The organism is Brevibacterium sp. 239c, assembly GCF_900169365.1.
Taxonomy (GTDB): Bacteria; Actinomycetota; Actinomycetes; order Actinomycetales; family Brevibacteriaceae; genus Brevibacterium.
In genome coordinates this window covers 39,046-51,615 of sequence record NZ_FXZH01000019.1, presented here as the reverse complement: position 1 = coordinate 51,615, position 12,570 = coordinate 39,046, and the positions used below count along the sequence as shown (strand labels likewise).

Annotated in this window: 18 protein-coding genes and 3 tRNA genes; all 21 read left to right on the top strand. The window is 56.6% G+C overall.

The window, feature by feature from the left end; translation table 11 throughout:
* Positions 1-279: 279 nt before the first annotated feature.
* The 21 genes from BSP239C_RS15960 (at position 280) to BSP239C_RS15850 (ending at position 12,517) form a co-directional block, all read left to right on the top strand.
* Positions 280-789, top strand: a complete 510-nt coding sequence (locus BSP239C_RS15960; protein WP_180959068.1) for a single-stranded DNA-binding protein — start codon at positions 280-282, stop codon at positions 787-789.
* A gap of 142 nt (positions 790-931) precedes the next feature.
* A complete protein-coding gene (locus tag BSP239C_RS15955) occupies positions 932-1,372 on the top strand; it encodes a hypothetical protein (RefSeq protein WP_145997478.1) in 441 nt (146 codons plus the stop codon).
* Positions 1,365-2,027 (top strand): FAD-dependent thymidylate synthase, encoded by a 663-nt coding sequence (gene thyX / locus BSP239C_RS15950; RefSeq protein ID WP_180959067.1) that lies wholly within the window; start codon positions 1,365-1,367, stop codon positions 2,025-2,027. Before BSP239C_RS15955 ends, thyX begins: the two co-directional genes overlap by 8 nt.
* Positions 2,028-2,040: 13 nt before the next feature.
* The gene (locus BSP239C_RS15945; protein WP_145997477.1) at positions 2,041-2,589 is read left to right on the top strand and encodes a hypothetical protein; all 549 of its coding nucleotides are present in this window, start codon (positions 2,041-2,043) and stop codon (positions 2,587-2,589) included.
* Positions 2,589-2,792, top strand: coding sequence for a hypothetical protein (locus BSP239C_RS15940; protein ID WP_101574345.1), 204 nt, complete (start codon positions 2,589-2,591; stop codon positions 2,790-2,792). Before BSP239C_RS15945 ends, BSP239C_RS15940 begins: the two co-directional genes overlap by 1 nt.
* Before the next feature lie 602 nt (positions 2,793-3,394).
* Positions 3,395-3,814 carry a hypothetical protein gene (locus BSP239C_RS15930; RefSeq protein ID WP_101574343.1) on the top strand — a complete coding sequence of 140 codons (420 nt, stop codon included), beginning with the start codon at positions 3,395-3,397 and terminating at the stop codon, positions 3,812-3,814.
* Positions 3,799-4,356, top strand: coding sequence for a hypothetical protein (locus tag BSP239C_RS15925; RefSeq protein WP_145997476.1), 558 nt, complete (start codon positions 3,799-3,801; stop codon positions 4,354-4,356). The genes BSP239C_RS15930 and BSP239C_RS15925 overlap by 16 nt, the downstream gene beginning before the upstream one ends.
* A 69-nt stretch (positions 4,357-4,425) precedes the next feature.
* Positions 4,426-4,671 carry a hypothetical protein gene (locus BSP239C_RS15920; RefSeq protein ID WP_101574341.1) on the top strand — a complete coding sequence of 82 codons (246 nt, stop codon included), beginning with the start codon at positions 4,426-4,428 and terminating at the stop codon, positions 4,669-4,671.
* Complete coding sequence (locus BSP239C_RS15915; protein WP_101574340.1) at positions 4,668-5,264, top strand: hypothetical protein; 597 nt, start codon at positions 4,668-4,670, stop codon at positions 5,262-5,264. The genes BSP239C_RS15920 and BSP239C_RS15915 overlap by 4 nt, the downstream gene beginning before the upstream one ends.
* Positions 5,261-5,440, top strand: a complete 180-nt coding sequence (locus BSP239C_RS15910; protein WP_101574339.1) for a hypothetical protein — start codon at positions 5,261-5,263, stop codon at positions 5,438-5,440. The genes BSP239C_RS15915 and BSP239C_RS15910 overlap by 4 nt, the downstream gene beginning before the upstream one ends.
* Before the next feature lie 342 nt (positions 5,441-5,782).
* A tRNA-Leu gene (locus tag BSP239C_RS15905) sits at positions 5,783-5,855 on the top strand.
* A gap of 53 nt (positions 5,856-5,908) precedes the next feature.
* Positions 5,909-5,981: transfer RNA gene (locus BSP239C_RS15900), tRNA-Phe, on the top strand.
* A gap of 149 nt (positions 5,982-6,130) precedes the next feature.
* Positions 6,131-6,203, top strand: a tRNA-Pro gene (locus BSP239C_RS15895).
* Between the two features lie 165 nt (positions 6,204-6,368).
* Positions 6,369-7,049, top strand: coding sequence for a hypothetical protein (locus tag BSP239C_RS15890; protein WP_101574338.1), 681 nt, complete (start codon positions 6,369-6,371; stop codon positions 7,047-7,049).
* Between the two features lie 73 nt (positions 7,050-7,122).
* Positions 7,123-7,467, top strand: a complete 345-nt coding sequence (locus tag BSP239C_RS15885) for a hypothetical protein (RefSeq protein ID WP_101574337.1) — start codon at positions 7,123-7,125, stop codon at positions 7,465-7,467.
* Between the two features lie 13 nt (positions 7,468-7,480).
* On the top strand, positions 7,481-7,675 hold the full coding sequence (locus BSP239C_RS15880; protein ID WP_101574336.1) for a hypothetical protein: 195 nt from the start codon (positions 7,481-7,483) through the stop codon (positions 7,673-7,675).
* Between the two features lie 18 nt (positions 7,676-7,693).
* A complete protein-coding gene (locus tag BSP239C_RS21385; RefSeq protein WP_101574335.1) occupies positions 7,694-7,996 on the top strand; it encodes an HNH endonuclease in 303 nt (100 codons plus the stop codon).
* A 510-nt stretch (positions 7,997-8,506) separates the two neighbouring features.
* Positions 8,507-8,788 carry a hypothetical protein gene (locus tag BSP239C_RS15865; protein WP_101574333.1) on the top strand — a complete coding sequence of 94 codons (282 nt, stop codon included), beginning with the start codon at positions 8,507-8,509 and terminating at the stop codon, positions 8,786-8,788.
* Positions 8,745-10,214: a hypothetical protein gene (locus BSP239C_RS15860; RefSeq protein ID WP_219618914.1), complete on the top strand. Its 1,470-nt coding sequence runs from the start codon at positions 8,745-8,747 to the stop codon at positions 10,212-10,214. Before BSP239C_RS15865 ends, BSP239C_RS15860 begins: the two co-directional genes overlap by 44 nt.
* Before the next feature lie 48 nt (positions 10,215-10,262).
* Positions 10,263-11,666 carry a phage portal protein gene (locus tag BSP239C_RS15855; RefSeq protein WP_180959066.1) on the top strand — a complete coding sequence of 468 codons (1,404 nt, stop codon included), beginning with the start codon at positions 10,263-10,265 and terminating at the stop codon, positions 11,664-11,666.
* Positions 11,663-12,517 (top strand): hypothetical protein, encoded by an 855-nt coding sequence (locus BSP239C_RS15850; RefSeq protein WP_101574330.1) that lies wholly within the window; start codon positions 11,663-11,665, stop codon positions 12,515-12,517. The genes BSP239C_RS15855 and BSP239C_RS15850 overlap by 4 nt, the downstream gene beginning before the upstream one ends.
* Positions 12,518-12,570: the final 53 nt, after the last annotated feature.

The following is a 12,570-nucleotide window of genomic DNA, read 5'->3' as shown; positions in this document are numbered from 1 at the left end:
TGGAAGCGATAGAGGTTATCGCCTTGCTGAGATTTCGGCAGGGCATTGAGGGCGTGGCGGTTAATGCCGATGATGTGAGGGCTTGGAAGGAATGCCTTGATGGTGTGCCCTATGCGAAAGCTTATGCAGCAATGGTCAAGCACTATCGAGAGTCCACGAATCCATTGAGACCGGCGCACCTTATCGAACGGGCCTGACGGCTCACAGACGTAACCCCTTGCTAGTCGGCAGGGGGCTTTCTTATGCCCGAAAATCGGGCGAACGATTGGAGAGATGACTATGGCACTGCCAAATATTGACAACTTTTTCACGCTGACTGGTGACCCTGAAATGCGGTTCACCCCGAATGGTGCGGGTGTGTGTTCGTTCAATGTCGCGGCGAACAAGCCGAAGTTTGAAAACGGTCAGCCGGTGAAGGATGAGCGCGGCTACACGGTGAATGATCGAACGCTGTTTCTGCCGTGTGTGGCGTTTGGTCAGCTTGGCGAGATGATCGCGGAACAGGCGGGGCGCGGTTCGTCGGTTCGACTGGTGGGGGCACTTGAGACTCAACAGTGGGAAGACAAGAACACGGGCGAGAAGCGTTCAAAGACTCAACTGGTCGTTGATCTTGCTCGCGTGGTTCCTCGCAGGAATCAGAATCAGGGCGGACAGGCTCAGGGCAGCTATCAGGGTGGCGGTCAGCCGGTGAATGAACACCAGCCACAGGGCGGCGGCTGGGGTAACAATCCCGGTAATGATCCGTGGGCGAGTTCAAACCCTCAGATGCGGGATGAACCGCCGTTCTGACGAAGTGCAGGTGTAGAACCGTCCACGTTCTAGCCTGAATCAAACAGAACGCCGTCAAGGCGGCGTTTATAGCCCCGAACCGTGCATCTATCGGTTCGGGGCTTTGTTATCGCCTTAAACGGGCTTTTAGAGAGGTTTGGAATTGGGTTATCAAGAAAAAGTCGAACAGTTCATGCTCGCCGGAGACCAGGACGCGCCACTAACGCCCACGGTCCCAGACAGTCCTGCGGCATGGCTTCGCATGAACATGCTGCTGTCAGAGGTCAACGAATACAAGGAAGCCAAATCGGATTGCTATCAGGCGAAGTTGAACCTCGGCACCGACCAGACCACCACACAACAGGCCGCGCTTGTGAGCATGGCTGACGCGCTCGCGGACATGGTTTATGTCATCTACGGCACGGCGGCGACGTATGGGATCGACTTGGACAACGTTCTAGACATTGTTCATGACGCGAACATGCGCAAGCTGGTAGACGGCAAGGTCGTTAAGGATGAGCACGGGAAGATTCAGAAGCCTGCCGGGTGGACCCCGCCCGAACCTGAAATCAAGGCGGCAATGTTTGGGGGTGCCCGTGGTTGAGTTCACCGACAAAATCACAGTGAAGCTCATTGACACGATGGGGGATGACGCACGGATTGCTGAGGCGGCGCGGGTGTCCACGAAGGGCTTGGAAAACAAGTCTGACAAGATCAACGGCCTTGTGCGTGCGCTCATGCGTGAGGGGCACACCAGCCCGTTTGAACATTCGGTTATGACGGTCTCGGTCGATGTTCCGATATTCGTGGCCCGTGAGTGGATGAGGCACCGCACGCAGTCCTATTCGGAGATTTCGGCACGGTACACGCAACTTCAGCCCCGGTTCTATCTGCCGGGTGAGGATCGGCCACTGGTGCAGTCGGGTAAGGCTCTGGACTATCACCGCGAACCGGGCACGATCAGGCAGGAAGTCATCACTGATTATCGGCACCGCGACATTGCTCATGACGCGTGGGCGGCGTATCAGAAAATGCTCTCTGAAGGTGTGGCGAATGAGGTTGCTCGCAACGTCTTGCCGGTGTCCACCTACACGCAGTTTTGGGCGACGGCGAACCTCGGCAATTGGTTCAAGTTCCTGACGCTCAGAGACGCACCAAACGCGCTGCTTGAGATTCGGCAGGCCGCGCAGCAGGTAGACGCGCTGATCGCTGAGCTTTGGCCTGTAGCTCACAAAGCATTCCACGATTTCAAGAACTGAGAGAGGCAAAAAAATGAAGGTTGCAATTGTTGGTGATGACGGTTCGGTATCCATGTATGGAAATGCGCTCATAGGCGGTTACGAATGGAGTAGTGATCGCATGAGCATTGAGCTTGAGTGTGCCAAGGAGCAAGACGGCTATTTCGGGCAGACCTTCGCCGGGAAGCGTGCGAAAAACCACCTGATTGATTTCTTCGATCTGAGGGCCGTGAAGAAGGCCGAACGGATCGCACAGAGCGCAATTCGCAAGGGTGACCTGATTCGTCTTGTGGACCACTCAACACCCCTGCCGGGGGAACGGGATTACAAGACGATTGAGTACGTCGCCACGGCTGACGGTGACGGCGGCTATCAGTTCAACGCGGGTGAGAAATTCTATCTTCTGGACCGTCCGAAGCCCGTACTACCTACCGCGCCGGGGTCTGTCGTGAAGGTGCGCGTGAGAAACCACGGCGTGCAGAAGATCACCCTTGGCAAAGATGGAATGTGGCGCGGTCAGAACGTTCACGCTGACGCGGCAATGGTCAAAGACAACACAGAAATCTTGGAGGTGATCGCCTGATGGATAAGCCCAAATACCCTGACGTATCCGTGCCCCTGGTCGGTCAGGACGGAAACGCGTTCGCAATCCTTGGCCGCGTCACCCGCGCACTCAACAAAGCCGGGGTGAGCCAAGCGGAACGGGATGAGTTCTTCAATGAGGCGACTAGCGGGGACTATGACCACCTTTTGCGGACTGTCGTGGCGTGGGTGAACGCCGAATGAGTGGGGCTGAGCAATGGGCGTGAAATTCGATTGGCGGTATTTCCCGGTGAGGGGCCGGGGCGGATCGTATGGCTTTGAGGCTCGGCCCGTCATCCAAATGGTCTGTGACCTATGCGGGGCTGATGCCAAGTTTGGCGAAACACAAATGTGCCCCGCCTGCCGTCGCGCGTTCGCGGTGATCGCGGTACAGGCACGGCAGACGTTCGGGCGCGCTATCACGGCAAACGATATTCGAACTATGAAGAGCCGTCTCAATCCTCACGGGATCGACTACGGCAAACCCTGGCAACACCACCTGCCACCACACGAAAGGGCACACTATGGCTTGCACACCTAAACCCGTCAGGCGCGAACAGAAACGCACCTCTGCGCTCATGCGACGGCTATACAGGGCCGGAATGCGGATGGTGTCAGAACGTCACGGGAACATGGTTTACGTGAGATTCGAGTTCCCACATGAGACGGATTGAACGCCTTCTGTGGCTGTGGCCTGCCCACCTCGCCGCGCTAGTCATACGGTTCATACAAGCGATACCAACAGCAAGACTCAAGACCCTTCACCGGGTCTTTTTTAATGCCCGGAAACGGGCAGGAAGGACACCATGAACGGGATAACAAAAATCACGGTCGCGGTCATCGTCGGTCTCGGCGTGCTCATAGGCGGCGGTCTCGGCCTTCGCTACGTGCTCGCTGAACCTACAGGGCAAGTTGAGGCACGGGAGCAAACCCAATCAGGCTCAAACCGGATCGCCCAATATGAGCGGTTCTACGATCTGTGCACCTCAGCCAAGACCGCTCAAGACCAGATCACGAACCTTGAGCAAGAGCACGACGGCGGGGTGAGTGAATCCCGCGCCGGTCAGATCACGGCCTCAATCACCGCGCTACGCGGCAAGCGTGACGAGTCGGTGAACAAGTACAACTCACTTGCTCAGCGCGATTACACGGCGGGGCAATTCCGCGCGTCAAACCTTCCCTTTGAAATCGACGGTCAGGAGCCAATCAAATGCAACGTTGGATGAAAACCACGCTCGCCGGTCTCGGCATTTCAATGCTCGCGCTCGCCGGATGCACGCCCTCGGAAGACAACGCAGACCAGAAGAGCCGGGATGAGGCATATGAAAAGGTCATGAAAGCTCAGCCGGGTAAGCAACTCGAATACTCTCCCACACGGGAAACGATCAACTTTTGGGTCGATACGTGGAACGAACCGGGCAAGCTTTCATACGTCTATCTTCAGAACACGGGCGGTGATGTGATCGGCTATTACATTCTCAAGGGTCTGCCGGTCTCGTATTGCGCTAAGATCAGCCCACCGGATCGCCTGGACGGGCGGCGGGAAGGTGGGAACGATAGCACTGTGGTTAGGCAAGCCCCGGCCAATGACGGCGCATATTACGGCGACGGCAACTGCAACACGTTCTACGGGCAGGACGCCACAAGCGGCGCATATGTCGAGTACACGGCAGGCATGGGAATTAACGTTCTGTTGTTCGATGCACCGATGCCGAATCAGTCTGACGCTGAACCGCTCGGCCCTACGTCCGTTGATGACGTGAAGTAACCACACCACCATTCAGCCCCGGCCTTCCATCGTGAGGGCCGGGGCTTCTCTATGTCCGAAAGGGGCACCATGACACCGATTATCGAACTGACCGCCGCCCACGTCGGCAAACAGCTACGGATCACAGACCAACACCTCAGCATTGAGGGCACTCTGTCATCTGTTCGCTTCTGGTGTGAGCGCGAAGAGGTAATGAGATTTCTGAACGCTGAACCGCTCACACGCATGAGCGGCCTATTCGTGGAGGTCGAAGTGTTCGGGATCGACGGAACAACGCAGCTGACCACCAAAGCCGAATTTCAGGTGATCGAATGATGGACTACGCGGAAGCACTCAAGCAAGCCCCGTCGATGGTCGCTGAGCTACGGCGGCGGATCATGCCGGAGAAAGGCGAGAAGCCGGAAATCTCGGCACCGGCACAGAAGCCTTCAGCACCGCTCAGCATTCACGTCATGTCCGACTGTGACAGTATCTATTCGCTGCTGTACCGGCACGCTGAAAACGTCGCTGACTTGCTCGGGTCAAAACACCCCAGCGTCCCAATCGTGGGGGACTGGGAGCCTGTAGGACTGCCTGCCGGAACAACCCCAGAAGATGCCCACGGGCACGCGCTCAAGCTCGCACGATACCTGGAACACCAAACGCACATGGTGCCGATTGAGTGGGAACGCAAGATCAGCCGGGAAATCGTCAAAGTCATGGACAGACTGACGGAACGTTACCCCGCGCATGAACCGCCTGAGCGATTGAACGCCCGTTGCCGCGAATGCGAACGCCTCACCCTGTATCGGTATCTGCCGAAACGCTACGGGGCGGATGAGCGTTTCAAGTGCCAGTCATGCGGACTACACCACACCGCCGAAGAGGTGGCCGTGCAGCAACTCAAACGAGAGAAGGAAAACAAATGATTGAAAAGATGATGGTTGCAGACCTCGGCGCGGGTGACCATGCGACGGTCAATTCGCGTGGTGAGTTCTGCCTAACCCTGAACGGGCGAACGAACTTCATGAGCGAACGTGAAGCGCGGCGGCTCTGGTCGAACCTCGGCACACTGCTAAGGGAGTCGGCTAAGTGGAATGGATGACGCAAGATAAGGCAATGCGGTTTCACGGGGTAACAGATCAGACGCTTAGGAACTGGTGCCGAAAATACGAAGTTCGGACACGCAAACGTGATGGTCGAATTGAATATCATTCTGTCGATTTGGAGACGGCAGAATATCGCGGCAAACACCGTGGAACGCTGCCGCCGTGGAAACGCTAACTATTTTGGGGTACGTCTGATAGAGTCGGATCGTGCGGTTTTCTAGAAACCCTAGATAAGTAAATTCACTGCTTCGAACCGCACCAAACCCCTAAGCCCTGGTACAGCTTGAGGGGTTATTTTAATGCCCGTTTGTGATCTGGCGATTAGCAAACGGGCAAACGCCGGGGTAGCCCAAAGGCAGAGGCAACGGACTCAAAACCCATACAGTGCAAGTTCAAATCTTGCCCCCGGCACAGAGCGGATTAGCGGTATCCGGTCAGACCAAAACCGCTGCCCTCAGGGGCATGGCACTGTAGCTCAGTTGGTAGAGCGTCCGCCTGAAGAGCGGAAGGCCCTTGGTTCGAGTCCAAGCGTTGCCACGGTGCGGAGGTTCCGAGTCGGTACAAGGGCATGTCCCGTTGCGCGACTAGGTAGAGGAAAAGTCACAGGTAGCCTGGCAAGGTCTGCGGCTCTACGCCTACTTGGATACTTAAGAACGAGGCGTCGCTACACGCCTACTCCGCATTTTGTGATCGTGGGGTAATTGGTAACCCACCTCGTTTGGGATGAGGACGATGCAGGTTCGAGTCCTGCCGGTCGCACGATGCACCCCACGACTAGATGTTGTGCCTATTCGAGTGGGGTGCACTCAATTGTCCCCGTGACGCTTGCCTGAACTGGCGCGAACGGGGAATGTCCCGGCTCGTGTCTGTGGTGGTTCACGGGCCGGGGCAACCAACTACTACACGTGAAGATATGATGAGGTCATGAAGAAAACAATCACCACACTTGCCGCCGTTACCGCCCTGCTGCTCACAGGATGCGGGGGCACCGAAGAAAACGACGCAACAACTGAAGTTGCAGACGCCACAACAGACTCACCTCAAACCGAACAGGCCGAAGCCGAAGAGGTAGAGGGCACCGGCGACGAAGAGGGCATGAGCGACGATGACGTTATCAAGCTCGGTGACCAGTTCCGCGTCAATACGTTCGATGAGGACAGCACCATTTATCACTGGGACGTGAAAGTCACAGGCGTTGAGACAGTTGATGTCCTCAAAGATGCCGATGACAACGAAGCCTATTATTCCGGTGACGATATGGACGCACCTGAGAAGGTCGATGCCAAACCCGATGAAGGCAACGAGTTCGTTCACATCACCTATGAACAAACCAACTCGTCAGGTGTCCCAGAGTCGTTGACGCTTGAAAGTCAATTGGTGTTCTCTGACGGTGAAGTGTTCTCCGCGCTCGGTGATGATGGTGACTACTACACCCCGAACCTGACAGAAGCACATGACCAGCCTGCCGGTGAGACACAGAACAACAACACCACTGCTAAGGGTGATTGGGTGTTCGAAGTCCCGAAGGGTTCAGAGTTTGATGCAGTGATCGTCAATGAGTATTCGATTGACGCTGACGAAGAATATTGGGTCATGCTCAAGTAGCACCCCACGAACAGAAGCCCCCTTGACCCGCTGAGGTTGAGGGGGCTTTGTCATGCCCGAAAGGTAAGCCACCATGAACCGCTACATCATTGACGGACTGATAGCAGACCTCCACAACGGTAAGCGCATTGTCATTGTCGCCCCCACGGTGAGGCAGTCCTCATTCGCGTTCCGCACCATTGCCGACGCCATGAGTAACGATGAGGCGGTATCCAAGATCAGGCGCGCGAACGGGCAAGAGTCCATCACCACTCACACGGGCGGATACCTCACGTTCATTGCCGTGAGCATGTACGGCGGTAGAGGGTTCTACGCTGACACTGTTGTCGCCCTGAGTCCTGGGCAGATGACAGACAAACAGGTGCTAGCCCTACTCAGCTACACCAGAGTCACACAGGCTGAACTCATCCAAGCATGACAGGCGGTGAGGCATGAACATCACAGTAGGTAATGACACCGTTCACCTGGACACAGATGACGGCGACATACTCACAGACGTGATTGTGATAGGTGTCCTGCAAAGGCTTGACGGCAACGGGCAGGGCATCGTCATTGGCACCACCGAACACACAGGCATAGTCACACAGGTAGGCGCAACGAAGCACGCCCTAGACCAGATGATCTAACAGTCAAGGTGGTGAGGCATGGCAACCTCGCGCACCGGGACAGGCAAGTGGAGACGCCTCAGAGCCGAAGCCATTCGCAGAGCCTTAGCGAACGGGCAAACCAACTGCCCACACTGCCGAACACACCTGGACTATGACACACCCCAAAGACCCAACAGTGCAGAGGCAGACCACATCATCCCTTATGCACGCGGGGGCACAGACACCATAGACAACGTGCACATCATCTGCCGCCTATGCAATCAGACAAAGGGTGCAGGCAAGACACGCAAGAGGCGCACACCTAAGAGAGTGCAACCAACTACCCGCGTTCCTTGGTGACGAGAGGACAACATGCGACAGTTCATCATCAAGATAGTGACAGGCAAAGAGACAACCCTTGAGGAAGTCGAACACATGATCAACAGTGAGGCTAAACGCTTTGTCTACACACACGGCATCACCGCCTTTGAACGGGTCAGCCTACACAGGTCACCATTCGCCCTTGACACTGACGCAGTAACTCACGCGGCAACATTCCGCACAGTATCCCGCACCTGGTAATCCCACTTACACGGGTAACCGGGAACAGAGAGTGCGGTAATCCCACCGGGGTACAGACACACTCCCACGGGGGTACAGAAACACGGGTACGAACCGGGTAAGAAACCGGGGTACAAACTCGGGGTAAATCGAGGGTACAAAAACCGGGGTAAGAAATCGGGAGTCCCCAGGGGGTACCCGGTCCCCAACTCGCAGACTTCGCTCCCCCGGCATTGCGTTCTCTCCCTGAGTCTGTTTCCACATTATGGACAGTTTTTCCACATCTCAACGGCTCTCTAAGGGGGTGTCATGACGAAGAAAAAGGATCGTGTTGATTATGCGTCTATCTCGGCTGCTGTCGCTCATGGCGACCGCCTGGACGAGTTGAGGGCTATTCATCGTCGGTTGGCGAAGGTTATGGATGATCCGAAGACACTTGCGCGGGATATTGCGTCTGTGTCTCGGCGTCAGTTGGAAGTGTCGCGTGAAATCGCGGAAATGGTCGCTGAGCTAGACGCGGCTGAAGAGGTGGAGGTGAGCAACGACAATGTTGTCAACGCAGAGTCCACCTTCAGACCAGAAGCCATTTGATCGCAAGCTCTCTGAGGTCTCGAAACATCTTGTGATCCCTTCCGGTGTTGAGCGCACTGAATGGCCGTTGGTCGCGCGTCAGCTTGAAAAGATGGATTGGCCTTTTGACAAGTGGCAGAAGAACCTCTGCACGGTCGGTACGGGGCTTCGCGCTAACGGCATGTACGCGTGCGGTATCGGTGGCCTGGTGTTGTCGATTCCTCGGCAGGTCGGCAAGACGTACACAATCGGCGGTCTGGTGTTCGCGCTGTGCTTGGCTAAGCCGGGGCTGCTGGTCTTGTGGACCGCACACCGGGCTAGGACGCATAACGAGACGTTCCGCGATATGGCATCTAAGGCCGAATCCGCGTCAGTCAAGCCGTTCGTTAAGGGCGTTCGCCGGTCGAATGGTGAGCAGGAAGTCGAGTTCAAAAACGGTTCGCGCATTCTGTTCGGTGCCCGTGAAAACGGGTTTGGTCGTGGCTTCAAACAGGTGGACATTCTCGTGCTCGATGAGGCGCAGATCCTCACCCTCAAAGCTATGGAAGATATGGTGCCTGCCACAAACGCGGCACCGAATGGTCTTGTGCTGATGATGGGCACACCGCCTCGCCCTAATGATCCTGGTGAGGTTTTCACAGATCGACGTGAAGCGGCCTTGTCGGGTGAAGATGAGGACGTTCTCTATGTGGAGATGGGCGCAGACGAAGGCGCGAATCCGAACGACAGAGAGCAGTGGTCGAAGGCTAACCCGTCCTACCCGCACCGCACGACTGAGACGGCAATTCTGCGTATGCGCAAAATGCTTGGTTCTATTCAGTCGTTCATGCGTGAGGGTTTGGGCATCTGGGATAAGGCGTCGAAGGGCCGTAAAGCGTTCCTCGCTGCCTCTTGGGATGCGCGCGCTGCTGAACCGATCACAGACGGCATTGTCTCGTTCGGTGTGAAGTTCTCGGCAGACGGGGCTGAGGTTGGCCTGTCCGGTGCGATCAAGGCCGACGATGGGCGAATCCACATTGAGGGCATTCGACAAGCTCCAATGACTGACGGCACGCAATGGTTGGTCGACTTCCTGGTCGAACGCAAAGACCGCGCCGCGCAGATCGTCATCGACGGCAAGAGCGGTGTCGGTTATCTCGTGAACGCTCTACGGGCTGAGCGCGTCGGCGCGAAAGTCATCCTCGTCCCGACGCTGGATCAGGTCATCACCTATCACTCAATGATCGACCGCGCCGTCACTCAAGGGGAAGTCACTCATTCGGGTGATCCCGATTTTGATGCTCAAGCAAAGTCCGCTGTACGCCGCAAGATCGGCAGCAACGGCGGTTTCGGCTGGGAAGCCCCCACTGAGGACGGCTCAGTGATTCTTCTCGATTCAGCAACGCTCGCCTATGGCGGGGCGAAAACATCTAAGCGGCGTCCTGGTCGCAAACAATCTTTCCTTTAGGGGGTGCGCATGTCTTGGACAAGAGAGGACGTTTCAAACCTCACTGTGATGAACGCTTATCCCGCTGAGGTTCAGGCGATTCGATCACTGTTGGAGGAATGGCGGCGACGGTGGCCGAAGAATGTTCAACGGTCGCTGTATTACGACACTGAGCAAGCTTTCAAAGACCTTGGAATCGCTCTTCCACCTCAGTTGAAAAAGGCGAAATTTGTTCTCGGCTGGGGAACACAGGCTGTGAAGAAACCGGCCATGCGTTCCCAGTTCGAAGGGCTACGCCTGCCGGGGTCTGATGACCCGTTCGAACTGTCGCAGATTTTCACCCAGAACCGTTTCCCGTTGGAGTTCTCGCAGTCGGTTGTGTCTGCTGGCACTCATGGCATGTCGCTTGTGACGGTCGCTAAGGGCCGTGCCGGTGAAGCCCCTGTGCAGATTCAGGCGCATTCGGCTGAGTCGTGCGCGGCGTTGTGGGACAGGCGTAATCGTCGCCTCGGCGCGGCGTTGACGATTGGCAATCTCTCAGAGGATCGGCCCACGGAGTTTGTCGTGTACCTGCCTGACGTGGTGTTGGAATGCAGCTACACGAAGGGTTCGGGATGGCTGGCTAAACGTCACCCCAACACGATTGGGCGCGTGCTCGCGGTGCCGGTCACACACGATCCGCAGTTGCGCCGCCCGTTCGGCCGCTCGCGGTTGACTAACGCGGTCATGGCTCTAAACGACATGGCCGTGCGTGCCTACGTTCGCATGGAAGCTAACGCAGAGTTCTACTCAACACCTCAGATTGCGTTGCTCGGCGTCGATCCTGAAGCGTTCAGCGGCCAAATGTCGGAGTCAATGAAGTTCAAATTGGCTATGGATCGTCTGATCGCTTTGACGAAGGATCAAGACGGTGAGAAACCGGAACTGACGCAGTTGTCGCAAGCGTCTATGGCGCCGCATTCGGACATGTTGCGCACGGTAGCTATGGCGTTCAGTGGTGAGACGGGTATCCCGCCGTCATCGTTGGGCATCATCCACGATCAGCCGTCATCGGCTGAGGCGATCCGCGCGAACGAACACGACATGTTGGTGGACGTGACCTATCAGAACAAGTTCGTTCTGTCTGACGCGGTGCGTGAGATTGCGATTCTCACGGTCATGGTCCGCGACGGGCTGAGGGACGTTCCTGAAGAGGCTTGGAGCCTTTCATCTCGGTTCGTTGATCCTGAGTTTCAGTCGTTGTCGGCGCAGTCTGACGCGGTGCAGAAGCTCGCCTCTCAGATGCCGATCCTTGCGCAATATCCGGTTCTGTTGGAACAGATATTCGATGACAATCAGGTCGAACGTATCCGTTCAGATCAGCGGCGGTCTACGGTGTCTGAGTTCATGCGCGGCGTGCAGGAGCGGGGGCAGGTCACGCCGGAGGTTCAGGAAGCGGCGAACGCGGGTGTAGTTCGTCAGGTTGAACCGTGATCGAGTACTCCACAACGCTCGGATACGCGACACTTTTGGACCAACTGAGTGTTCATGCGCTGGCTGACTTAAACGCTCTGATTGGGTCCGTTTCGGATCAGTCGAAGGCTGTTCAGGTCGAAGCCCTCATGGACACCATGCCGGAACTGGGCAACATGTACGGTTCCGCGTCCTCAGAGGTGTCCGCGCAGTTCTTTGACGAACTGATGCACGCGCAAGAGGTCAAGCGGCCTATCTCGCCTGAATCGTTTGTTGAGATGCCCCCTTCTTACTGGCAATCGCTGGTCGGTTGGGGCACCTCAAACGGTTCGCTCGATTGGCCGATGCTCGCCGGTGGCCTGACTCGCCGTTTGACCGAAATGGCGGCTGACACGATGGTCGGCAACGCGGAGATGCAGGGCGGTCTTTCCGCTCAACGCGTGCCCCGCGTCGGCTGCTGTGCGTTCTGTTCCATGCTCGCGTCTCGCGGCGCGGTGTACTCGGCTGACTCGGCGGGTTCGGTCGTTGGGCGTGGATCGCCTATCGGCAAGCACAAACTGTCAGGCGGCATTCGTCCACGCGGCGCGCAACGGTCGGGAGAAGAGTTTCACGACAATTGCCGGTGTCGGGTGGTGACTGTGACCCGTAGCAACTCAGTGCAGTTGTCAAAAGAGGCCGATAAGCACTTTGACCTGTACGCGGAAGCGCGCGAAAAGGTTAACGCCGGTCTTGAACTGAACGTGATTACGTCCCGCGTCGATGGGCGACTCAAAAATGAGTACGAATGGATCAACGCAGCCGGTGACACTCGTTCGGCTAAAGACAAGACGAACGACATTGTCAAATTCATGCGCAACCAATTAGGCGCATAACACCAAAAGATTTCGAAGCCCCGCACGGGGCTTTTTTATGCCGCACGGCAGAA